The following is a 22102-nucleotide window of genomic DNA, read 5'->3' on the forward strand; positions in this document are numbered from 1 at the left end:
GCTCGGCGTACAACTCCCGGGCGATGATGTCACGTTGGACTTCACTCGCCCCCTCGTAGATGCGTGGTGCGCGAACCTCGCGGTAGAGGTGTTCGAGCAGATGGCCGCGGCGCAGCGCCCGTGCGCCGTGGAGCTGGACGGCGGCGTCGACGACGTACTGCGCTGTCTCCGTGGCGAGCAGCTTGGCCATCGCGACCCGTTTGCGGACGTCCGGTTCCCCGGCGTCGTACGCCGTCGCCGCGGCGTGGACCATCAGACGGGCGGCTTCCGTGCGCAGGGACATCTCGGCGACCTGGTGGGCGACCGCCTGAAGGTCCATCAGCTTGCCGCCGAACGCGTCCCGTCGGGCGGTGTGGGCGAGGGCGGCGTCGAGGGCGGCGCAGGCCATCCCGACGGCGAAGGCGCCGACGCTGGCGCGGAACAGGTCGAGGGTGCCCATGGCCACCCGGAAGCCGCGGTCCGGCTCGCCGAGGACGTCGTCCGCGGTGACGGGGACGGCGTCGAAGCGGAGAGCGCCGATGGGGTGCGGGGAGAGCATGTCGAGTGCGGAGCCGGTGAGGCCCGGGCGGTCGGCGGGAACAAGGAAAGCGGTTACACCACGGGCTCCGGCTCCCGGTGTCGTCCGGGCGAAAACGGTGTAGAAATCGGCTTCTGGAGCGTTGGAGATCCAGCATTTCTCACCGGTGAGGCGCCAGCCTCCGGCCCCGCTCCCGCCCTTCGCCCCGCTCCCGGCCTTCGCTCCGCTCTCTGTACCGCCCCTCGCTCCGCCTGCTCCTGCGTCCCGCTCCGCGGCCAGCGACAGCGCAGCGGCGTCCGAGCCCGCGCCCGGCTCGCTCAGGGCGAACGCGGCCACCGCGGTGCCGTCGGCGACGTGGGGCAGCCAGCGCCGCCGTTGGGCGGGAGTGCCATGGGCATGGACGGGATGCGCGCCCAGTCCCTGCAACGCGAGCGCGGTCTCCGCCTCCGTGCAGGCATGGGCGAGGGATTCACGCATCAGGCAGAGGTCGACGGCGCCGGAGGTGAACAGCCGTGACAGCAGGCCGAGTCGGCCGAGCTCCGCGACGAGCGGGCGGTTGACGCGGCCCGGCTCGCCCTTCTCGGCCAGGGGGCGCAACCGCTCGGCGGCCAGGGTGCGCAGTTCGGCGCACCAGGCGGTCTGTTCCGGTTCGAGTGCGAATGCGGGCATAGCCGGTCCCCTCTCCCACATCGGCTGTCCGGGCTGTTCGGGCTGTTCGGGCTGTTCGGGCGGTCCTGGTTGTCCTGCGTCGTCCGGTCCCACGGCCTTTCCTGATGGCCGGGCACGGCTCCCCTCGACGGTATCGCGTACGGTTGACTGCCGTCACCAACGCGATACGCTCCTTGCACGACCCCTCATGACGAAGCCCTCCCGGGCAGCCCGGCCGGAAGTCCATCCAGGCAAGGGGACGAACGCTGATGAACGTCTCGGCCCATGTCGACACCTTCGCGCGCGACCGCCTTCCGCCGCCCGACCAGTGGCCCGAGCTGTGTTTCGATCTGCCCGAGCTGCACTACCCCGACCGGTTGAACTGCGCCGCCGAACTGCTCGCCCACACGGCGTCGGACCGGGTGGCGTTCCGCACCCCGTCGGGGCCCTGCTGGACGTACGGGGAGTTACGCGCCCGCGTCGACCGGATCGCGCATCTGCTCAGCGGCGATCTCGGAGTGATTCCCGGAAACCGCGTACTGCTGCGCGGCCCCACCACGCCCTGGCTGGCGGCCTGCTGGCTGGCCGTGCTGAAGGCGGGGGCGGTCGCGGTGACCGTGCTGGCTCAGCAACGGCCGTACGAGCTGCGCACCCTGTGCGAGATCGCCCAGGTGGAGCACGCGCTGTGCGACGTCAGGGCCGTGGACGACCTCGCCAGGGCGGAGATACCCGGACTGCGGATCACGACGTACGGCGGGGACTCCCCCGGTGATCTGCTGAACCGGCCTGCGCCGACCGAGCCGTACAGAGCCGTCGAAACCGCTTGCGACGACGTTGCGCTGATCGCGTTCACCTCCGGCACCACCGGACGCCCCAAGGGCTGTCTGCACTTCCACCGGGATGTGCTGGCGATCGCCGACACCTTCTCGCAACACGTGCTGAAACCGCTTCCCGACGATGTCTTCGCCGGCAGCCCGCCGCTCGGCTTCACCTTCGGTCTCGGCGGGCTCGTCGTCTTTCCGCTGCGGGCCGGCGCCAGTGCGCTGCTGCTCGAACAGGCCGGGCCCGGGCAGCTGTTGCCGGCGATCGCCGAACACGGGGTGAGCGTGCTGTTCACCGCCCCCACGGCCTACCGCGCGATGCTGGAGGAACCCGGCGGGCACGATCTGTCGTCGCTGCGGCGCTGTGTCTCGGCCGGTGAGAACCTGCCCGCCGCGACCTGGCGGGCCTGGCACCAGCGGACCGGTCTGCGGCTGATCAACGGCATAGGCGCCACCGAGTTGCTGCACATCTTCATCTCCGCGGCCGACGACGACGTCCGGCCCGGCAGGACCGGCGTCCCGGTGCCGGGCTGGCGGGCGCGCGTACAGGACGCGGGCGGCGCGCCCCTGCCCGACGGCGAGCCCGGACTGCTCGCCGTGCGCGGCCCGGTCGGCTGCCGTTATCTCGCCGATCCGCGGCAACGGCAGTACGTGCGCGACGGCTGGAACGTCACCGGAGACACCTACGTCCGTGAGCCCGACGGCTATTTCCGGTACGTCGCCCGCGCCGACGACATGATCATCTCGGCCGGGTACAACATCGCGGGGCCCGAGGTGGAGGAGGCGCTGCTGCGTCACCCGGACGTGGTCGAGACGGCGGTGGTGGGGCGGCCCGACGAACGCCGGGGCCAGGTGGTCGTCGCGTTCGCCGTGCTGCGCGAGGGCGCCCGGCGCGACACAGAGGCGCTGCGCGCGTTTCTCAAGGAGGAGCTGGCGCCGTACAAGTGTCCGCGCGAGTTCGTCCTGCTGGACGCGCTGCCGCGTACCGCTACCGGAAAACTGCAGAGATTCCGGTTGCGCGCAAGCGGTTGCACCGATGGTGACCAGCAGTGATGCCGAAGACCTAAGATGATCAACGTGTCCGACCAGCCCGCTCCCCGGTCTCTCATCGTCACGCTCTACGGCGCGTACGGACGCTTCGCCTCGGGCCCGGTGCCCGTCGCCGAGCTGATCCGGCTGCTCGCCGCGGTCGGCGTCGACGCGCCCTCCGTGCGTTCCTCGGTGTCCCGGCTGAAACGGCGCGGTCTGCTGTTGCCGGCCCGTACCGCGCAGGGTGCGGCCGGCTACGAGCTCTCGCATGAGGCACGGCAGCTGCTCGACGACGGGGACCGGCGCATCTACGCCACCGCGCCTCCCGCGGACGAGGGCTGGGTCCTGGCAGTGTTCTCCGTGCCGGAGTCGGAGCGGCAGAAGCGGCATGTGCTGCGGTCACGGTTGGCGGGGCTGGGCTTCGGCACGGCCGCCCCCGGGGTGTGGATCGCCCCGGCTCGGCTGCACGAGGAGACACGGCACACGCTTGAGCGGCTGCGCCTGGACGCGTACGTCGATCTCTTCCGCGGCGAGCATCTCGGTTTCGCGCCGACCCTGGAGGCGGTCGGCCGCTGGTGGGACCTGGCGGCCATCGCCAAGGAGCACGAGGCTTTCCTCGACCGTCATGCGCGGGTGCTGGATGCCTGGCGGCATCGGCCGGACACCCCGCCGGAGGAGGCCTACCGCGACTACCTCCTCGCCCTGGACGCCTGGCGCCATCTGCCGTACGTGGACCCGGGCCTGCCCGCGCGGCTGCTGCCGCACGACTGGCCGGGGACGCGTTCGGCGGCCGTGTTCCAGGGGCTGCACGAACGGCTGCGGGACGCGGGGGCGCAGTTCACCGGCGTGTGAGCCCACCCCCGGCCGCCGCTCCGCGCGGACCGCCAGGCGCCCCTGTCGCACCCGTCGCCCCTGTCGCCCCCGTCACGCCTGTCGCCCCATCCCCGACTGCTCGTCAGTTGTTCAGTTGCAGACGGGGTTTGGGGGCGTCCGTGCGTCCGGTGCGCGGCGGGCGGCTGCCGGCCTGGTACGGGTCCGGCCAGGGGGCGCCGGGTCCGGTGTAGCCCTGTTCGGTGGCCGCGTGCAGGGTCCAGTTGGGGTCGTGGAGATGGGGGCGGCCGAGGGCGCAGAGGTCCGTACGTCCTGCGAGGATCAGTGAGTTGACGTCGTCCCAGGAGGAGATCGCGCCGACCGCGATCACCGGGAGGCCCGCCTCGTGCCGGATGCGGTCGGCGAACGGCGTCTGGTAGGAGCGTCCGTACTCGACGCGCTCGTCGGACACCACCTGTCCGGTGGACACGTCGATCGCGTCGACGCCGTGGGCGGCGAAGGCCCGGGCGATCTGGACGGCGTCGTCGGCCGACGTTCCGCCGGGCGCCCAGTCGGTGGCGGAGACGCGGACGGTCATCGGGCGTTCCGCCGGCCATGCCTCGCGGACCGCGTCGAAGACCTCCAGCGGGAAGCGCAGCCGTCGGGCGAGCGAGCCGCCATAGGCGTCGGTGCGGTGGTTGGTGAGCGGGGAGAGGAAGCCGGACAGCAAGTACCCGTGCGCGCAATGCAGTTCGAGCAGGTCGAAGCCGGAGTGGGCGGCCCGCCGGGCAGCGGAGGCGAACTGCTCGCGCAGGTCGGTGAGTTGGGCTCGGGTGAGTTCGCGGGGCGTCTGGCTGTGCTTCTTGTACGGCAGGGGGGAGGCGGCGACGAGCGGCCAGCCGCCGTCGGGCAGCGGTTCGTCCATGCCCTGCCACATCAGCTTCGTCGAGCCCTTGCGGCCGGAGTGGCCGAGCTGGACGCCGACGGCCGTCCCCGGGGCCCGTTCGTGCACGAAGTCGGTGATCCGCCGCCAGCCGTCGCCCTGCCGGCCGGTGTAGAGGCCGGTGCAGCCGGGGGTGATGCGCCCTTGCGGAGAGACGCACACCATCTCGGTCATCACCAGTCCCGCCCCGCCGAGGGCGCGGGCGCCGAGGTGGACGAGGTGGAAGTCGCCGGGGACGCCGTCCACCGCCGAGTACATGTCCATGGGGGAGACGACGACCCGGTTGCGCAGGGTGAGGCCGCGCAGCCGGAACGGGGTGAACATGGGTGGGGTGCCCGGCGGACAGCCGAACTCCCGTTCCACGGCGTCGGTGAAGCGGGAGTCGCGCAGGCGCAGGTTCTCGTGGGTGACCCGGCGGCTGCGGGTGAGGAGGTTGAAGGCGAAGGTGCGGGGCGGCTGGTCGAGGTGGAGGCCGATGTCCTCGAACCACTCCAGGCTGGCCCTGGCCGCGCGTTGGGTGGAGGCGACGACGGGCCTGCGCTCCGTCTCGTAGGCGGTGGACGCGGTGCGCGGGTCGGGCTGTTCGTGCAGACAGGCCGCCAGCGCCAGCGCGTCCTCGACGGCGAGCTTGGTGCCGGAGCCGATGGAGAAGTGGGCGGTGTGGGCGGCGTCGCCCAGCAGGACGATGTTGTCGTGCGACCAGCGCTCGTTGACCACGGTGCGGAAGGTGGTCCAGGTGGAGGCGTTGGATCGGAGGGGGCGTCCGCCGAGGGCGTCCGTGAAGATCTTGGCGCAGCGTTCCACCGATTCCCGCTCGTCGAGTTCGTCGAAACCGGTTGCCCGCCACACCTCCTCGCGCATCTCCACGATCACGGTGGAGGCGTCGGGCGCGTACGGGTAGCCGTGCAGTTGCACCACGCCGTGCTCGGTCTCGGCGATCTCGAAGCGGAAGGCGTCGAGCGCGAAGTCCGCGGCGAGCCAGATGTAGCGGCAGCGGTGGCCGCTCAGCCGGGGCCGGAAGACGTGCGCGTACGCCTCACGGACGGTGCTGTGCACGCCGTCGGCGGCGATGACGAGGTCGTACTGCGCGGACAGCGACGCGGCGTCCGGAGCCCTCGTGCGAAAACGCAGGTCGACTCCGAGGGAGCGGCACCGTGCGTGCAGTATCTGCAGAAGACGCTTTCTGCCGAGGGCGGCGAAGCCGTGCCCGGCCGAGGTGTGACGGGCGCCCCGGTGCACGATGTCGATGTCGTCCCAGCGGACGAAGTGCTGTTGCAGGGCGGTGTAGACCTGCGGGTCGGCGTGTTCGATGCCGCCGAGGGTCTCGTCGGAGAGGACCACTCCGAAGCCGAAGGTGTCGTCGGGGGCGTTGCGTTCCCACAGGGTCACTTCGCGGCCCGGGTCGAGGCGTTTCAGCAACGCCGCCGCGTACAGCCCTCCGGGGCCGCCGCCGACGATCGCGACGCGCAGAGGCACGTCGGCCGCCCTCGTCACCGTCCCCTCCATTCGGGCGGGCGCTTCTGCGTGAACGCCGCGTGGAACTCCGCGTAGTCCTCGCCGTTCATCAGCAGGGCCTGGGTGGCGGCGTCCAGTTCCACCGCGGCCGCCAGCGGCATGTCCAGTTCCGCCGTGAGGAGGGCCTTCGTCTGCGCGTAGGCGAGGGCGGGGCCGTCGGCCAGGCGGCGGGCCAGTGCCCGCGCGGCCTCGTCGGCCCGCCCGTCCTCCGTCAGCAGGCTGATCAGGCCGATCCGCTCGGCCTCGGCGGCGCGGACCGGTTCGCCGAGCATGAGCAGCCGGGTGGCGTGGCCGAGGCCGACGACGCGGGGCAGGAGGTAGGCGGCGCCCATGTCGCCGCCGGAGAGGCCGACGCGGGTGAAGAGGAACGCGAAGCGGGCGCCGGGGTCGGCGACCCGGAAGTCGGCGGCCAGGGCGAGGACCGCGCCGGCGCCCGCCGCCACTCCGTGCACGGCCGCGATCACCGGGAACGGGGCTTCGCGCACGGCGCGCACGACCTGGCCGGTCATCCGGTTGAAGTCGAGGAGCCGGGCGGTGTCCATGCCGAGGGTGGCGCCGATGATCTCGTCGACGTCTCCGCCGGAGCAGAAGCCTCGGCCCTCGCCGGCCAGCACCAGGGCGCGCACGGAACGCTCCCGGGACAGTTCGGCGAGCAGGTCGCGCAGGTCGGCGTAGGCGCCGAAGGTGAGGGCGTTGAGTTTCTCGGGGCGGGCCAGGGTGACGGCGGCGATGCCGTCGGCGAGCTCTACGTGCAGATGGCGCCAGTCGGAGGTGCGGGCGGCGGAGCCGGTGAAGGGACTCATGAGGGCGGCCTCCTCGACGGTCCCTTGAAGTTATCACTCACCTGTGACTGCCGTCATGAGTACGCGATAGAGCGGACGGGAAGAATCGCCGTGTCACCGCACGGCATGCCCCCGTCACACACGTCACCGGTCGTCGATAACGCGGTAACAACGGCATCAGGTGCGCGAGGGCGGGCGTTGTCGCGGGTAAGCCGACCGGCAACGGGGCCGGAGGTCCCGTACGACGCCGCCGAGCGCTTCTGCCGGAGGCCGCCGTACCATTCCTGAAGCCGAAGGCAGGACCGTCCGATGTCGATCGCGGGAACCTGCGCCATGAACGGAATCGCCTTGCACGAACGCCCCTCCGACGCAGCCGCCTCCTGGCGGATCGCGCTGCCGCACTCCGCCGCGGCCGTGCCGGTGGCCCGTGCCCTGGTCCGTACGGCGCTGGCCGAGCTGAAGCACCTCGCGGACAGCGACACCGCTGAGCTGCTCACCGCCGAGCTGGTGGCGAACGCCGTGGAGCACACGTCGGGGGACGCCCCGATAGAGCTGGTGGTGGAGCTGCGGCCGACCGGCTGCCAGATCGAGGTGCACGACCCGGACCCGGCGGCGCCCGGCGACCTCACCCGTCCGTCCGGCGAGGAGCCCGACCCGTGGCAGGAGCACGGGCGCGGGCTGCTGCTGATCCGCGCCCTGAGCTCGTCCTGTGGGCACCGGCCCACCGAGCAGGGCAAGGCGGTGTGGTTCAGCCTGACCGCGGTCCCGCCGCAGCGCGGCCCCCACCCGGCGTGATCCCGCCGCAGCCCGGCCCCCACCCGGCGTGATCCCGCCACGCGTGGTCCCACCCGGGATCCGGCTCGGCGCGCGGCCGGCAGGCACGACCTCCCTGGCAGGCCCCTGCTCTTCAGCCGTCTGCTCTTCAGCCGTCCGCTCTTCAGGCGCCCGCTCTTCAGGCGCCCGCTCTTCAGGCGTCCGCTCGGCAGGCGTCCGCTCCGCAGGCGCGACCCCGGCAGACGGCCTCTCGGCAGTCGCGGGTCCGACAGCCTCGCCGCGGGCAGGCACGCTCTCGCAGGCGTGATCCCGACCGGTGCGAGCTCGGCCGGCCGGGTCACGGACGAGGCGCCGCCGGGATACCGCCGAGGCCCTGCCAGAACACGGCCCAGGCTCTGCCGGAACACGGCCCAGGCGCTGCCGGAACACGTCCGAGGCGCTGCCGGAAGACCGCCGAGGCGCTGCCGGAAGACCGCCGAGGCGCTGCCGGGGAGGGTCAGGCGAGGGTGGCGACCAGGACGGCCTTGATCGTGTGCAGCCGGTTCTCCGCCTCGTCGAAGACGACGGAGTGGGCCGACTCGAACACCTCGTCCGTCACCTCCAGGGAGTCCAGGCCGTGGCTCTCATGGATCTCGCGGCCGACCTTGGTGCCGAGGTCGTGGAAGGCCGGAAGGCAGTGCAGGAACTTGACGTCGGGGTTGCCCGTGGCGCGCAGGACATCCATCGTCACCGCGTAGGGGCCGAGGACGGCGATCCGCTCGTCCCAGACCTCCTTGGGCTCCCCCATGGACACCCATACGTCGGTGGCGACGAAGTCGGCGCCGAGAACGCCCTCGGCGAGCTCCTCGGTGAGGGTGACGCGGGCGCCGCTCGCCTCGGCGAGTTCGCGGGCCCGGTCGACGACCTCCTGGGCGGGCCAGTAGCTCTTCGGGGCGACGATCCGCACGTCCATGCCGAGGAGGGCGCCGGTGACCAGGTAGGAGTTGCCCATGTTGAAGCGGGCGTCGCCGAGGTAGGCGAAGGCGATCTCGTTCAAGGGCTTGGCGCTGTGCTCGGTCATCGTGAGCACGTCGGCGAGCATCTGGGTGGGGTGCCAGTCGTCGGTGAGGCCGTTGTAGACCGGGACGCCCGCGTGGGCGGCGAGTTCCTCGACCTTGTCCTGGCTGTCGCCGCGGTACTCGATGGCGTCGTACATCCGGCCGAGCACGCGCGCGGTGTCCTTCACCGACTCCTTGTGGCCGATCTGCGAGCCGGAGGGGTCGAGGTAGGTGGTCGACGCGCCCTGGTCGGCGGCGGCGACCTCGAACGCGCAGCGGGTGCGCGTCGAGGTCTTCTCGAAGATCAGCGCGATGTTCCTGCCGAGCAGGCGCCGGTCCTCGGCCCCGGCCTTCTTGGCGGCCTTCAGCTCGGCGGCCAGGGCGATCAGACCGCGGAACTCCTCCCCGGTGAAGTCCAGCTCCTTGAGGAAGTGGCGGCCGGCGAGGGCGGTCGGGACTGTCGCCATGGGGGGTCGCTCCAGAGATGCGGTGAAAACGGCCGTGAACGGTTGCTGCAATGACACAGACCCCGGAAGCATATACGACCCTCAGCATTTTTATACAGACGCACGTTCGTCTATACGGCGCTCCGTTCGACCGGGCAGCTCATGCAGCGCGGACCGCCCCGGCCCCGGCCCAGCTCACTGCCCGGGATCTCGATCACTTCGATGCCCTGCTTGCGCAGGTGCGTGTTGGTGGTGACGTTGCGTTCGTAGGCGACGACGACACCGGGTTCGACGGCGAGGACGTTGCAGCCGTCGTCCCACTGCTCGCGCTCGGCCGCGTGGACGTCCTGGGTGGCGGTGAGCACGCGGATCTCGCTGAGGCCGAGGGCTGCGGCGATCGCGCGGTGCATGTGCTCCGGCGGATGGTCGGTGACCTTCAGCTCCTTCTCGCCGACGCCGGGCTCGATGGTGTACGACCGGAGCATGCCGAGCCCGGCGTACTGGGTGAAGACGTCGGCGTCGACCATCGTCATCACGGTGTCGAGGTGCATGAACGCCCGCCGCTTCGGCATGTCGAGGGCCACGATGGTCTCGGCCGAGCCCGCGGCGAACAGCTTGTGCGCCAGCATCTCGACGGCCTGCGGGGTGGTGCGCTCGCTCATGCCGATCAGCACGGCGCCGTTGCCGATGACGAGGACGTCGCCGCCCTCGATGGTGGACGGATAGTCGGCCTGCCCCTCGGACCAGACGCGGAACGTCTCATCGCGGAAGAGCGGATGGTGCCGGTAGATCGCCTCGAAGTGGACCGTCTCGCGCTGCCGGGCCGGCCAGCGCATCGCGTTGATGGCGACGCCGTCGTAGATCCAGGCGGAGGTGTCCCGGGTGAAGAGGTGGTTGGGGAGCGGGTGGAGGAGGAAGTCGTCGAGCTCCATGACGTGGAAGCGCACGGAGGTGGGTTCGGGATGCGCTTGCAGAAACTCCCGCTTGGTCATGCCGCCGACGAGGGCCTCGGTCAGTTCAGGGGCTGGGAGGGTCTCGAAGGCGGAGCGGAGGTGGTCGGTGGCGAGCACCCCGTACTCCTTCTCGTCGAAGACGCGGTCCAGGACGAGCGCTCGGGCCGCCGGGATCTCCAGGGCCTCGGTGAGCAGGTCGCCGAAGAGATGGACGGCGACACCGCGGTCGCGCAGCACGTCGGCGAACCCGTCGTGCTCGGCACGCGCCCGGCGCACCCAGAGCACGTCGTCGAAGAGAAGGGCGTCCTTGTTGCTGGGGGTGAGCCTTTTGAGCTCGAGATCGGGCCGGTGCAGGATGACGCGGCGCAGCCGCCCGGCCTCGGAGTCGACATGGAATCCCATGTCTCCATCCTGACCACAGTGGACCGTCTTCACCCCCCACTCGGCCTTCTCGGACCGTTTCCGCACGAGCTCGCCCCGCCCGCCGTCCCGCCCTTGCCTCGTTCCCTTTTCTCGTCCCCTTGACGACAAGGGGAGGCCTGGCTATCGTTTTCTTATCGTCGCAGTGACGAGAAAAGGGAACGAGGGGGGTCTCTCATGGCCGACATCACCAAGCGCCTGGGCTGGCGCCACCTGCGCGGCGCTCCGACGGCCCATGTGCGCCACCACAGCTCCGGCAAGCTGGCGCACGACGGGCCGGGCCTGAGCTTCTGGTTCCGCTCGCTGAGCGCCGCACTCTCCGAAGTGCCGGTGGACGACCGCGAGTTGGCGATGACGTTCCACGCCCGCACGGTCGACTTCCAGGACGTGACGGTGCAGGCGACGGTGACCTACCGGGTCAGCGACCCCGCCGTCGCCGCCGCCCGCCTCGACTTCTCCATCGACCCGGACACCGGGATCTGGCGCGGCGCGCCCCTGGAGCAGCTCGGCACCCTGCTCACGGAGACGGCACAGCAGCACGCGCTGGACGTCCTCGCGCGCACCTCGCTGTCGTCGGCGCTGGTGGACGGTGTGACGGCGGTACGGGAGCGGGTCGCGGCGGGGCTGGCGGCGGAACCGCGGCTGCCGGCCACCGGCATCGAGATCGTGGCCGTCCGGGTCGTCGCGCTGCGTCCGGAACCCGAGGTGGAGCGGGCGCTGCGCACCCCGGCACGCGAACAGATCCAGCAGGAGGCCGACCGGGCCACCTACGAGCGGCGGGCGGTGGCCGTCGAGCGGGAGCGGACGATCGCCGAGAACGAACTGGCCAGCCAGATCGAACTGGCGCGCCGCGAGGAGCAGTTGGTCGAACAGCGCGGTACGAACACCCGCCGCGAGGCGGAGGAGAACGCGGCGGCGGACAAGGTGCGGGCGGAGGCGGAGGCGACGCGGTCCGTGCGGCTGGCGGAGGCGGAGGCCGCGCGGTCGGTGAAGCTGGCCGAGGCGGAGGCCGAGAGGCAGGTGCGTCTGGCGGACGCCGAGGCACGGCGCACCGAGCGGCTCAGCCAGGCGGAGGCGGCGCGCACGGTCCGGCTCGCCCGGGCCGAGGCGGAGGCGGCGCGCGAGGTCGGCGAGGCGCGGGCCCAGGCGCAGGCGGCCTGGCTGCGGGTGCACGGCGACGTCGAGGTGGCGACCCTGCACGCGCTCACCGGGACGCGGCTCGCGGAGAACCTCCCGCACATCGACAGCGTGACGATCTCGCCGGACGTGCTGACCGGCCTGCTGTCGAGGCTCGGGGCCGGAGAACGGGAATGAGTCTCGCCCCGCGGGCCGTGCTGGTCCACCGCACCACGGAGTACGAGGAGTTGGTGGCCCGGCACGGCACGCACGGGCAGGCCGCCTTCTTCCTCTCCTCGCGGGGCCGGGACATCGAGGAGGTCGCCGAGCGCCACCGTCGCACGAGGCGCGCGCTGGCGGAGGTGACGGCGGCGATTCCGCTGACGTGGCGTCAGAGCCGAGTGGAGCGTGCCGATCTGGACCGGTTTCTGTTCGCGCCGGAGGACGTGGTGGTGGTCGTCGGCCAGGACGGGCTGGTGGCGAACGTCGCCAAGTACCTGGCCGGGCAGCCGGTGGTGGGCATCGACGCGGATCCGGGCCGCAATCCGGGCGTCCTGGTCCGCCATCGGCCGGCGGACGCGCCGACGCTCCTGCCCGGCGCGCTCACGGCCCGCACCGGCACGACCGAGCTGACCATGGTCGAGGCCGTCGCCGACGACACCCAGCGGCTGCTGGCCCTCAACGAGATCTACCTCGGCGCGGCCGGTCACCAGACCGCCCGCTACCGCCTGGGCCTCGACGACGACGGGGGTGCCGTCGAGGCCCAGGCCTCCTCCGGGGTGCTGGTGGGCACGGGAACGGGGGCGACCGGCTGGATCCGGTCGGTGTGGCAGGAGCGGGGCGGCGGCGGAGCGGACGGGGGCCCGCGCCTGCCGGCCCCGACGGAGCAGCGGCTGGTGTGGTTCGTCCGGGAGGCGTGGCCGTCCCCCGCCACCGGCACCTCGCTGGTGGCGGGCGAACTCGCGGCCGGCCACCGGCTGACCCTCACCGTCGAGTCGGAGCGCCTCATCGCCTTCGGCGACGGCATCGAGACCGACGCGGTGGAGCTGACATGGGGTCAGCGGGTGCGCGTCGGGGTGGGCGAGGAGCGGTTGCGGCTGGTGGGGTGAGGACACGCGACGCCCGGTCCGCGCCGACGGCGCGGACCGGGCGGAGGCCTCACAGCCGCGGGTCCACCGGCTCCGACTCCAGAGCGAGCACGCCGAACACCGCCTCGTGGACGCGCCACAGGGGCTCGCCCTCGGTCAGCCGGGCCAGGGCCTCCAGGCCGAGGGCGTACTCGCGGAGCGCCAGCGACCGCTTGTGGGCGAGGAAGCGGCCGCGCAGCCGGGCCAGGTTGTCGGGGCGGGTGTACTCCGGGCCGTAGATGATCCGCAGATACTCACGGCCCCGGCACTTGACGCCCGGCTGGACGAGGCGTCCGTCCTCGCCGCGCACCAGGGCGCCCAGCGGCTTGACCACCATGCCCTCGCCGCCCCGTCCGGTCATCTCCAGCCACCAGTCGACGCCGGCCCGGACCGACTCGGCGTCGCCGGTGTCGACGTACAGCCGCCGGGTGGTCCGGAGCAGGCCCGTGCTGTCGTGTTCCACCAGCCGGTCCAGGAGCGACAGCTGCTCGTCGTGCGGCAGCGCCGCGAGGCTGCGGCCCTGGACGGCGAGGATCTGGAACGGGGCCAGCCGTACGCCGTCCAGGCCGTCGGTCGTCCAGCAGTAGCGGCGGTACGCCTCGGTGAACGCGGCCGCGTCCGAGGCGCGTTCACGCTGGCGGGAGAGCAGCTCGGCGACGTCGACGCCTCTGGCCGCGGCGGACTCCAGGGCGGACAGCGCGCCCGGGAAGACGGCGCCGGACGCGGCGCCCACGGCCGCGTACTGGGAGCGCAGCAGGCCCGACGCCTTCAGCGACCACGGCATCAGTTCGGCGTCCAGCAGCAGCCAGTCGGTGTCCAGTTCCGACCACAGGCCGGCCTCCTCGACCGCCGTGCGCACCCGGCCGAGGATCTCCTCCGTCACCGTCGCGTCGTCGAAGAACGGGCGGCCGGTGCGGGTGTACAGGGAGCCGGTGGGGCCTCCCCCAGTACCGAAACGCTTGCCCGCTGTTTCCGCGTCCCGGCAGACCAGGACCACCGCCCGGGAACCCATGTGCTTCTCCTCGCACACGACCCGTGCGACGCCGTCGCGGGCGTACTGCGCGAACGCCTCCGCCGGGTGCTCCAGGTAGCCGTCCACGTGGCTGGTCGCCGTGGGGGCCATCGTCGGCGGGAGGTACGGCAGCAGACGCGGGTCGATCGCGAAGCGGCTCATCACCTCCAGGGCCGCGGCCGCGTTCTCCTCGCGGACGGCGACACGGTTGTGGCCCTCGTAACGGGTTTCCACGATGCGTCGGCCGTGGTGGACGTCCGCCAGGTCCAGCGGACGGCCGTCGTGTCCGCCGGGCGCCTCGGAGCGCAGCGGCTTCGCCGGCTCGTACCAGACCTGCTCCGCCGGCACGTCGACCAGCTCGCGTTCCGGCCAGCGCAGCGCGGTGAGCTTCCCGCCGAAGACGGCGCCGGTGTCCAGGCAGATCGTGTTGTTCAGCCAGGTCGCCTCCGGGACGGGCGTGTGTCCGTAGACGACCGCCGCGCGCCCGCGGTAGTCCTCCGCCCAGGGGTAGCGCACGGGCAGGCCGAACTCGTCGGTCTCGCCGGTGGTGTCGCCGTAGAGCGCGTGCGAGCGGACGCGGCCGGAGGTGCGGCCGTGGTACTTCTCCGGCAGGCCGGCGTGGCATACGACCAGTCTGCCGCCGTCGAGGACGTAGTGGCTGACCAGTCCGTCGATGAACGTGCGCACCTCGGCGCGGAACTCGTCGCTCTCCTCCTCCATCTGCTCGATGGTCTCGGCGAGCCCGTGGCTGTGCTGGACGTTGCGGCCCTTGAGGTACCGGCCGTACTTGTTCTCGTGGTTGCCGGGCACGCACAGGGCGTCGCCGGACGCGACCATCGACATCACGCGGCGCAGCACCCCCGGGCTGTCCGGGCCCCGGTCGACCAGGTCGCCGACGAAGACGGCCCGGCGGCCTTCGGGGTGGACGCCGTCCGCATATCCCAGCTTGCCCAGCAGCGACTCCAGTTCGGAGGAGCAGCCGTGGATGTCGCCGATGACGTCGAAGGGACCGGTGAGGTGGGTCAGGTCGTTGTAGCGCTTCTCGGTGACGACCGTGGCGTTCTCGACGTCCTCGACGCCGCGCAGGACGTGCACCTTGCGGAAGCCCTCGCGCTCCAGGTGGCGCAGCGAGCGCCGCAGTTCGCGGATGTGGCGCTGGATGACCCGACGGGGCATGTCGGCGCGGTCGGTGCGCGCCGCGTTGCGTTCGGCGCACACCTCCTCCGGGACGTCCAGGACGATGGCGATGGGCAGCACGTCGTGCTGCCTGGCGAGGTCGATCAGTTGACGGCGGGCGTCCGGCTGCACGCTGGTGGCGTCGACCACCGTGCGGCGGCCGGCCGCGAGACGCTTGCCGGCGATGTAGTGCAGGACGTCGAAGGCGTCCCGGGTCGCGCTCTGGTCGTTCTCGTCGTCGGAGACCAGGCCCCGGCAGAAGTCGGAGGAGATGACCTCGGTGGGCCTGAAGTGGCGACGCGCGAAGGTGGACTTGCCGGACCCGGACGCGCCGACGAGCACGACGAGGGAGAGGTCGGTGACGGGCAGGACGCGGGCCGGCGTGGCGGATGCCGTCGTGGATGCCTGAGTGTCGCTCATGCCGCCTTCGCCTCCTTCTCGTTCTTCTCGCTCTTCTCGCTCTTCTCGCTCTTCTCGTTCTTCTTGTTCTTCTCGTTCTTCTCGGGGACGTTCCCGGCGTTCTCGTTTCCGGCGTTCCCGTTTCCGGCGTTCTCCGGCCGGGTGTTCTTGTTCTGGGCGCCGCTCGCGTGCATCTCGAAGACGGCCATCTGGGTGGGCGGGCCGACCTCGGGGTCTTCCGGGCCGACGGGCACGAACTCGACGTCGTAGCCGAGCCGTTCGGCGATCGAGGCGGCCCAGGCGCGGAACTCCCGGCGGGTCCACTCGAAGCGGTGGTCCCCGTGCCGGACGTGGCCGGCCGGGAGGCTCTCCCAGCGGACGTTGTACTCGACGTTCGGGGTGGTCACCAGGACCGTGCGCGGGCGGGCCGAGCCGAACACCGCGTACTCCAGCGCGGGCAGCCGGGGCAGGTCGAGGTGTTCGATCACCTCGCTGAGCACGGCCGCGTCGTAGCCCTTGAGACGGGTGTCGGTGTACGCCAGCGAGCCCTGCAGGAGCCGGACGCGGGAGGCCTGCCGCTCCCCCATGCGGTCCAGCTTCAGCCGGCGCGAGGCGATGGTGAGCGCGCGCATCGACACGTCGACGCCGACGATCTCGGTGAACCGCGGGTTCTTCAGCAGGGTCTGCACCAACTGGCCCTGGCCGCAGCCGAGGTCGAGGACGCGGGCGGCTCCGGCCCGGGTCAGCGCGGCGACGACGGCGTCGCGGCGCTGCTCGGCCAGCGGCGCCGGCTTCTCCTGCGTCTCGTGCTCCGGTTTCCCGGCTTCCGCCTCGACCGCCTCGCCGGCCTCGACCGCCTCGACCGCGTTGTCGATGTCCTCGACCTCGCTGTCGTCGGCCTCGGCGAGCCGGACCAGTTCCAGCCGCTCCATCGCCTGCCGGGTCAGCGACCAGCGGCGGGACAGGAAACGGCTTGTGATCAGTTTCTGCTCGGGGTGGTCGGGCAGCCAGCCCGCGCCGGCGCGCAGCAGCTTGTCGACCTCGTCGGCCGACACCCAGTAGTGCTTGGCGTCGTCGAGGACCGGCAGCAGGACGTACAGATGACGCAGGGCCTCGGCGACGGTGAGCGTCTCCGACCGCAAGGTCAGGCTCACGTACCGCGAGTCGCCCCACTGCGGGAACCGCGCGTCGAGGGACACCGGTTCGGCGCTCACCCGCCAGCCGAGCGGTTCGAAGAGGGCGTGGACGAGACCGGGGCCGCCACGGGCGGGCAGTGCGGGTATCTCGACGCGCAACGGGCGTGCCTGCGCCGGGAGTTCGGGCTTCGCGGCACACACGCCACGCATCGCGCTGGAGAACACTGCGCTCAACGCGACGGCGAGCAGCGAGGAGGCCGCGTAGGGGCGGTCGTTGACGTACTGGGCGAGGGCGGCGTCGGGCGCGCCGCCGCGGCCCTTGCCCTTGCCGCGCCGGACCAGCGCCACGGCGTCCACCTCCAGCAGCAGCGCCGCCGTGCAGCGCTCGGCATCGGCCTCGGGATAGAGGACGTGAGCCGTGCCGTAGGAGGTGGAGAACGCCTGCGCGTTGTCGGGATGCTTGTGCAGCAGGAAGCCCAGGTCGGTCGCGGGGCGTTCGGGGGTGCCTGTGGTGCCGATGGTCAGGAACACGATGGGTGCCTTGGGGAGGTGGGATGGGGTCGGGAGCGCCGACAACGCGCTCGCACGCCTGCACAACGTACCGAGAACAGTTCGGCGGCACCCGGGAATTTCGGCGCGGGGAGACCCGTCCGACCTGGTCAGATGCAGAATTGGGGTGCCGCCGGACGTCGGACGGACCCCACGGACCGCGGCGCCGGGCAGGTGGGCGAGATGGCTCCGTCAGGGGGCGCCGGCGCCGTGCGCCCCCTGCTGCTGCGCCGCCGCGCGCCAGGCGCTGACGCCGAGCCTTCCGGTGGTCCCCAGATCGAGGTGCGGGGTGATCAGGACGGGGGCGGCGCCCGGCGTGGCGCGCACCCTGACGTACGGGATGTCGACGGCCGTGCCGAAGCCCGTGGTGTTGCGCCACATCAGGCCGGCGCTCGCACGCTCGCCGGGCCTGAGGGTCAGGGTCCGGGGCGCGTCGTCGAACCCGGTGACGGTGGCGATGCCCCCGCTGCCGCGGAGGATCCTGACGCCGTCGACCGGCTGCCGGTCCTCGTCCAGCAGGGTCACCTGCGGGTACCCCCTGACGGTGCGGTCCCGTTCGCCGCAGTTCTCCAGGGTCAGTCCCACGACGCGCAGTCCCATCGCGGCGTCGCCGTCGTCGGCCGTGACGCGGATCCCGGAGGGCGGGCAGACGCCCGGCGCGGCCGGCGCCTCGGCCACGGGGACCGCGGTCACCTCGGCGACTTTCACCCCCGTCACCGACGGCGCTCCCGGCGGAAGCGACCCCGCCCGTACGGTTCCGCGTGTCGTCCGACCCGGCCCGACCGGGCCCACGGTGACCTTCTGGTGGGTCACGGCCCCGCCCCCGCTCGCCGTGAAGTCGAAGATGACCGTGTAAGTCAGCTCCTCGGCACCCGAGTTGGTGACCTCGTAGGCCGCCGAGACACCGGAGGCAGCGGGGGAGGCGGACGGGATGGTCACCGAGGTGATCCGCACCCCGTCCACCGCGGGCCCGGAGACCGCGGTCTGCGGCGTCGCACCGCCGGCGCCGACACCAGCGTCATGGGCGCCGGGACGTTCCGATCCGCACGCCGTGAGCAGCAGCGCGGCGGCGAGGGCCGGGAGGAGGGGGGCGGTTCTGCGCATCCGGCCACCTCATCAGGAACCCGCTCGCACGACTGTGGCGGAAGCCATACGTCCGGTCACAGCCGTGTCACAGCCGGCCGTCGAACGGGCCCCTGACGGAGACCGCGCCCGCGTCCGCCGTCCTACGACAGCTGCGCCTGCACCTGGGCCGAGATGAGCTCCAGATGGTCCAGGTCGTGCAGGTCGAGGACCTGGAGGTAGAGCCGTTCCGCGCCGGCCTCGGCATAGCGGCCGATCTTGTCGACGACCTCGGCCGGGGAGCCCGCCAGCCCGTTGGCCCGCAGCTCGTCGACCTCGCGGCCGATCGCGGCCGCGCGCCGGGCGAGTTCCTGGTCGTCCTTGCCGACGCAGACGACGAGAGCGGTGGAGAAGGTGATCGCGTCGGCCTCGCGGCCGATCTCCGCCGCCGCGTCCCGTACCCGGGCGAACTGGCGTGCGCTGTCCTCGACGGAGCCGAACGGCATGTTGAACTCGTCGGCGAACCGGGCGGCCAGCCGCGGCGTGCGGGTCGCGCCCGTGCCGCCGATCAGCACCGGGATCTTCGCCTGTGCGGGCTTGGGCAGGGCGGGCGAGCCGGCGAGCTCGTAGTACGAGCCGCGGAAGTCGAAGGTCTCGCCGGGCTCGGTGGCCCACAGGCCGGTGACGATCGCCAGCTGCTCCTCCAGGCGGCCGATCTTCTCCTTCGGAAAGGGGATGCCGTACGCCTTGTGCTCCTCCTCGTACCAGCCCGCGCCCAGGCCCAGTTCGACGCGTCCGCCGGACATCTGGTCCACCTGCGCGACCTGGATGGCGAGGACGCCGGGGAGCCGGAAGGTGCCGGCGGTCATCAGCGTGCCGAGGCGGATGCGCTTGGTCTCGCGGGCGAGGCCGGCGAGCGTGATCCAGGCGTCCGTGGGGCCCGGAAGGCCGCTGACGTCCCCCATCTTCAGATAGTGGTCGGACCGGAAAAAGGCGTCAAAACCGAGGTCCTCGGTGGCCTTCGCCACGGTGAGGAGGGTGTCGTAGGTCGCCCCCTGCTGGGGCTCGGTGAAGATACGAAGGTCCATCCCTCCATCCTGCACGCCGGCCCTTCTGCCGATCCCACCGGTCCCCCGCCCCCGCGTGTCCCCCGGCGGGTGAAAAGCGCCCCTGCCGCGCGTGCGGGTTGTCTGGGCCGGTGACCCGCCTCCGCGGTGATCGTCGGCCGGGGCGGAGCCGGCGTTCCCGGCGTTCGTTCCGGGCCGGCCGGTGCCGGGACGTCACCGTATCGGCACTCGTCACGGGGCCGGGGGCCGAGAAGCCGTCATGCGATGTCGCGGCGGACGGCGGGCCGACCGGGCACAGCGCCCGACCGGGCACAGCGCCCGACCGGGCACGGCGGGCCGAGCGGGCACAGCGGTCACAGCGGTCACAGCGGGCCGAGCGCCCCGCTCATCTCTCCGGCAACGCCCCCTCCCTCTCCTCCCGTTCCTCTCTCGCCGCCAGCTTGCGCAGCATCTCCAGGACCCGGTCCCTGGACTCGTCCGCCGCGTCGATGGCCTCCACGCACTGCCAGTAGGTGCCCTGGTCGTCCACCGAGCTCGCCAGGCCGACCAGGGCGATGCCCACCTCGCCGAGCAGGCCGCCCAGGTCGAGCAGAGCCCGGCGGGCGTCGTCCAGGTCGGTGAGCCGGGCGGCCAGCAGGTCCCCCGGGTCGAGGTCCGGCGGGCCCAGGACCCCGCATCCTCTGCCCGCCAGTTCCGTCAGTCCCAGCGCCTCGCCCCGCAGTTCGGGCGGGCCCGAGACGGCCAGGCGGCTGCCGATCGCCTGAGCCAGGGCCTGCGCCTGCCAGGCCTCCGTGAGAATCTCCGCGCGCCCGCCACTGCCGGCGAGCGCGCTCCTGCTCGTCAGGATGAGCCGCACCGCGTCCATGCGCCGCCCCCGTCTGCCCCGGCGTGCTGCCGGCACGCCACCCGAACATGACTGTTCACTACCCAGAGTGAGGGCGTGCGGGGCGAAAAGCCAGAGGTGGACCGAAATCTGTGGACAACAAATCGATTTCGGTCCGCTCTTCGACTGCGGAGAGTGAAAACGGATCGAGTGGCTCCCCTCTCGGCCGCCCCGGCCGGGACTGCTAGACGATCAAGTCCGATGTCTTCAGTGATCGAATGCGACCAGCGACCGTATGATCGGCGCGCCGGTCTTGTGGTTGCGCCAGATCACGGCGGCCATTGCGAGGATGCGCTGGGCGACGCGGACGGCGACGCCCTCGAAGGTGCGGCCGCCGTGCTGCTCCAGGTCCAACTGGCCCTTCAACGTGTCGTTCACCGACTCGATCAGCTGCCGCACCGACTTGAGCAGTCCCTCGCCCTTGCGCTTCCTCTCCCGCTTGAACGACGGGCGCAACAGGGTGATGCCGCGCGGGGCGAGGTCGTTCTCGAACTCCTTGGAGGCGAAGCCCTTGTCGGAGATGAGCAACAGCCGCGGCCGGTCGGCCACGAGGCCGGCATCGATGTCGAGCATGGCCTGGAGCACCTCGCGCTCGTCGAGTTTCGGGTTGGCCAGGGCCCACAGGATCGGCATCCCGGTCGGCGTGCAGACCAGGTACAGGCGCAGGCCCCAGAAGAACCGCGAGTGGGAGGCGCAGTATCCGTATCCGGCCCACCCGGCAAGGTCCGACCGCTTCACCGTCGGCCGCGACATGCCGCACGGCACCGGCGTGGAGTCGACGATCCAGTGATTGTCGAACCAGAAGTCCGTGTCCGCAGCCAGCATCCGTATCGCCTTCTTGACCAGCGGCAACGCCGCCTTGAGGCGCTTGTTGTACCCGGACTGCTGCGGCAGATACGGAAACATCGAGGACATGTGCGAGTTCGCGTAGCGCAGCCAGCGCGTCTCGGAACCGAAGCCCAGCAGAGCCTGAGCGACCGCGAGCGTGACCAGCTCCGCATCAGTCAACTGCGGTGGCCTGCCCATCCATCGGCCTGTCGCCAGTTCGTCGTCGATCTTCACGTACAGTGCGGTCAGCAGGGTGTCCAGGTTGTTCGTCACACAACGATCTTGGTCACCCTCTTCACGTTCCTGGACACTCCGGTCCCGCCCGTCGGCGGGCGGCGCGATTGCTGGAGGAACATGCTCCAGGCCGCCGACCTGACCAACGCATAGGCACGTTGTCAGCCGAGGTCAGAGGCCCGGCCGGGGAAGAAGTCGGCGCTTTGGACGTACTCCATCGCCTTGGTGAACTCCGGGTCGCCGAGGCGGCGTTCCATCTCCTGCGGACTCAGATCCTCCACGCGGGTCTGGATCCAGTACAGGTTGCCCAGCGGATCACGCACCCGCCCGACCCGGTCACCGAAGAACAGATGGGTGACCTCGGTGACCGAGGTGCCGCCAGCCGCAACGGCCTGACGGTGCACGGCGTCGGCGTCCTCGACGTAGAGGCGGAGGAAGCCGGGGGTCGGCGGCCACTCCGGCCGCGCGTCGAACAACATCACCACCGAGTCGCCGATTCGTACCTCCGCATGCTCGACGCTTCCGTCCTCACCGGTGAGACAAGCGAGCTCCTCCGCGTCGAAGGCCCTCTTCATGTAGGCGATGAGCTGCACCGTGTCGCGAGAGATGATCCACGGCGTCACGGTGGTGTAGCCCTGGGGAACCGGCTTGACGGACATCTGACTGCCTCCTGGAGCGCGAACCACAACTTGGTGAAGACGCTAACCCCGATATAGGTCAGTTTCTGTCCTATGCGGGCGCCAATGGCATCGTGACCAAGGCGCGCTGAGGCGGAACCCTGCGAGACGGGTCAGCCAGACATAGGACTTGATCGTCTA

At 71.7% G+C, this 22102-nt stretch carries 16 protein-coding genes and 1 pseudogene; 5 read left to right on the top strand and 12 right to left on the bottom strand.

Going from position 1 to position 22102, the window contains the following annotated elements; translation table 11 throughout:
- Position 1 precedes the first annotated feature (1 nt).
- Positions 2-1186 (bottom strand): annotated as a pseudogene (locus Sri02f_RS12580) (acyl-CoA dehydrogenase family protein); the annotation flags it as partial.
- 248 nt (positions 1187-1434) lie between these two features.
- Here Sri02f_RS12580 and Sri02f_RS12585 point away from each other — a divergent pair.
- Positions 1435-3039: an AMP-binding protein gene (locus Sri02f_RS12585; protein ID WP_109001220.1), complete on the top strand. Its 1605-nt coding sequence runs from the start codon at positions 1435-1437 to the stop codon at positions 3037-3039.
- A gap of 15 nt (positions 3040-3054) precedes the next feature.
- Entirely contained in the window at positions 3055-3867 is an 813-nt protein-coding gene (locus Sri02f_RS12590; RefSeq protein ID WP_109001221.1) for a PaaX family transcriptional regulator, read from the top strand.
- A gap of 103 nt (positions 3868-3970) precedes the next feature.
- Here Sri02f_RS12590 and Sri02f_RS12595 read toward each other — a convergent pair whose 3' ends face one another.
- Together Sri02f_RS12595 and Sri02f_RS12600 are read right to left on the bottom strand one after the other, a co-directional pair.
- Positions 3971-6274, bottom strand: coding sequence for a bifunctional salicylyl-CoA 5-hydroxylase/oxidoreductase (locus Sri02f_RS12595; protein WP_109001222.1), 2304 nt, complete (start codon positions 6272-6274; stop codon positions 3971-3973).
- On the bottom strand, positions 6259-7086 hold the full coding sequence (locus tag Sri02f_RS12600) for an enoyl-CoA hydratase family protein (RefSeq protein ID WP_109001223.1): 828 nt from the start codon (positions 7084-7086) through the stop codon (positions 6259-6261). Before Sri02f_RS12600 ends, Sri02f_RS12595 begins: the two co-directional genes overlap by 16 nt.
- 312 nt (positions 7087-7398) lie before the next feature.
- On the opposite strand from Sri02f_RS12600, the gene Sri02f_RS12605 reads away from it, so the two are divergent.
- Positions 7399-7860 (top strand): ATP-binding protein, encoded by a 462-nt coding sequence (locus Sri02f_RS12605; protein ID WP_109001260.1) that lies wholly within the window; start codon positions 7399-7401, stop codon positions 7858-7860.
- Positions 7861-8335: 475 nt separating this feature from the next.
- Here Sri02f_RS12605 and argF read toward each other — a convergent pair whose 3' ends face one another.
- On the bottom strand, positions 8336-9343 hold the full coding sequence (argF, locus tag Sri02f_RS12610; protein WP_109001224.1) for an ornithine carbamoyltransferase: 1008 nt from the start codon (positions 9341-9343) through the stop codon (positions 8336-8338).
- Positions 9344-9453: 110 nt separating this feature from the next.
- Complete coding sequence (locus tag Sri02f_RS12615) at positions 9454-10677, bottom strand: arginine deiminase (protein ID WP_109001225.1); 1224 nt, start codon at positions 10675-10677, stop codon at positions 9454-9456.
- A gap of 195 nt (positions 10678-10872) precedes the next feature.
- Between Sri02f_RS12615 and Sri02f_RS12620 the strand changes: the two genes are divergently transcribed.
- The gene (locus Sri02f_RS12620; RefSeq protein ID WP_109001226.1) at positions 10873-12009 is read left to right on the top strand and encodes an SPFH domain-containing protein; all 1137 of its coding nucleotides are present in this window, start codon (positions 10873-10875) and stop codon (positions 12007-12009) included.
- Entirely contained in the window at positions 12006-12920 is a 915-nt protein-coding gene (locus Sri02f_RS12625) for an NAD(+)/NADH kinase (protein WP_109001227.1), read from the top strand. The genes Sri02f_RS12620 and Sri02f_RS12625 overlap by 4 nt, the downstream gene beginning before the upstream one ends.
- 49 nt (positions 12921-12969) lie before the next feature.
- Here Sri02f_RS12625 and Sri02f_RS12630 read toward each other — a convergent pair whose 3' ends face one another.
- The 7 genes from Sri02f_RS12630 to Sri02f_RS12660 form a co-directional block, all read right to left on the bottom strand.
- A complete protein-coding gene (locus Sri02f_RS12630; protein WP_109001228.1) occupies positions 12970-15546 on the bottom strand; it encodes a polynucleotide kinase-phosphatase in 2577 nt (858 codons plus the stop codon).
- Entirely contained in the window at positions 15543-17192 is a 1650-nt protein-coding gene (locus Sri02f_RS12635; RefSeq protein ID WP_109001229.1) for a 3' terminal RNA ribose 2'-O-methyltransferase Hen1, read from the bottom strand. Before Sri02f_RS12635 ends, Sri02f_RS12630 begins: the two co-directional genes overlap by 4 nt.
- Positions 17193-17402: 210 nt before the next feature.
- Positions 17403-18314 (bottom strand): DUF4232 domain-containing protein, encoded by a 912-nt coding sequence (locus Sri02f_RS12640; RefSeq protein WP_109001230.1) that lies wholly within the window; start codon positions 18312-18314, stop codon positions 17403-17405.
- A gap of 122 nt (positions 18315-18436) precedes the next feature.
- Positions 18437-19360 (bottom strand): LLM class F420-dependent oxidoreductase, encoded by a 924-nt coding sequence (locus Sri02f_RS12645; protein ID WP_109001231.1) that lies wholly within the window; start codon positions 19358-19360, stop codon positions 18437-18439.
- A 364-nt stretch (positions 19361-19724) separates the two neighbouring features.
- Positions 19725-20204, bottom strand: a complete 480-nt coding sequence (locus Sri02f_RS12650) for a DUF6099 family protein (protein ID WP_109001232.1) — start codon at positions 20202-20204, stop codon at positions 19725-19727.
- A 225-nt stretch (positions 20205-20429) separates the two neighbouring features.
- Entirely contained in the window at positions 20430-21323 is an 894-nt protein-coding gene (locus Sri02f_RS12655; protein ID WP_109001233.1) for an IS982 family transposase, read from the bottom strand.
- Positions 21324-21445: 122 nt separating this feature from the next.
- Positions 21446-21943 carry a VOC family protein gene (locus Sri02f_RS12660; RefSeq protein WP_109001234.1) on the bottom strand — a complete coding sequence of 166 codons (498 nt, stop codon included), beginning with the start codon at positions 21941-21943 and terminating at the stop codon, positions 21446-21448.
- Positions 21944-22102: the final 159 nt, after the last annotated feature.

The sequence above is a fragment of the Streptomyces rishiriensis genome, assembly GCF_003112535.1.
In the GTDB taxonomy this organism is placed as follows: Bacteria; Actinomycetota; Actinomycetes; order Streptomycetales; family Streptomycetaceae; genus Streptomyces; species Streptomyces rishiriensis.

What these genes read in the sequence shown, in the direction of transcription:
- Sri02f_RS12585 (WP_109001220.1), top strand. Translation starts at nt 1,435, where the DNA reads ATGAACGTCTCGGCCCATGTCGACACCTTCGCGCGCGACCGCCTTCCG.
- Sri02f_RS12590 (WP_109001221.1), top strand. Translation starts at nt 3,055, where the DNA reads ATGATCAACGTGTCCGACCAGCCCGCTCCCCGGTCTCTCATCGTCACG.
- Sri02f_RS12595 (WP_109001222.1), bottom strand. Translation starts at nt 6,274, where the DNA reads ATGGAGGGGACGGTGACGAGGGCGGCCGACGTGCCTCTGCGCGTCGCG.
- Sri02f_RS12600 (WP_109001223.1), bottom strand. Translation starts at nt 7,086, where the DNA reads ATGAGTCCCTTCACCGGCTCCGCCGCCCGCACCTCCGACTGGCGCCAT.
- Sri02f_RS12605 (WP_109001260.1), top strand. Translation starts at nt 7,399, where the DNA reads ATGAACGGAATCGCCTTGCACGAACGCCCCTCCGACGCAGCCGCCTCC.
- argF (WP_109001224.1), bottom strand. Translation starts at nt 9,343, where the DNA reads ATGGCGACAGTCCCGACCGCCCTCGCCGGCCGCCACTTCCTCAAGGAG.
- Sri02f_RS12615 (WP_109001225.1), bottom strand. Translation starts at nt 10,677, where the DNA reads ATGGGATTCCATGTCGACTCCGAGGCCGGGCGGCTGCGCCGCGTCATC.
- Sri02f_RS12620 (WP_109001226.1), top strand. Translation starts at nt 10,873, where the DNA reads ATGGCCGACATCACCAAGCGCCTGGGCTGGCGCCACCTGCGCGGCGCT.
- Sri02f_RS12625 (WP_109001227.1), top strand. Translation starts at nt 12,006, where the DNA reads ATGAGTCTCGCCCCGCGGGCCGTGCTGGTCCACCGCACCACGGAGTAC.
- Sri02f_RS12630 (WP_109001228.1), bottom strand. Translation starts at nt 15,546, where the DNA reads ATGAGCGACACTCAGGCATCCACGACGGCATCCGCCACGCCGGCCCGC.
- Sri02f_RS12640 (WP_109001230.1), bottom strand. Translation starts at nt 18,314, where the DNA reads ATGCGCAGAACCGCCCCCCTCCTCCCGGCCCTCGCCGCCGCGCTGCTG.
- Sri02f_RS12645 (WP_109001231.1), bottom strand. Translation starts at nt 19,360, where the DNA reads ATGGACCTTCGTATCTTCACCGAGCCCCAGCAGGGGGCGACCTACGAC.
- Sri02f_RS12650 (WP_109001232.1), bottom strand. Translation starts at nt 20,204, where the DNA reads ATGGACGCGGTGCGGCTCATCCTGACGAGCAGGAGCGCGCTCGCCGGC.
- Sri02f_RS12660 (WP_109001234.1), bottom strand. Translation starts at nt 21,943, where the DNA reads ATGTCCGTCAAGCCGGTTCCCCAGGGCTACACCACCGTGACGCCGTGG.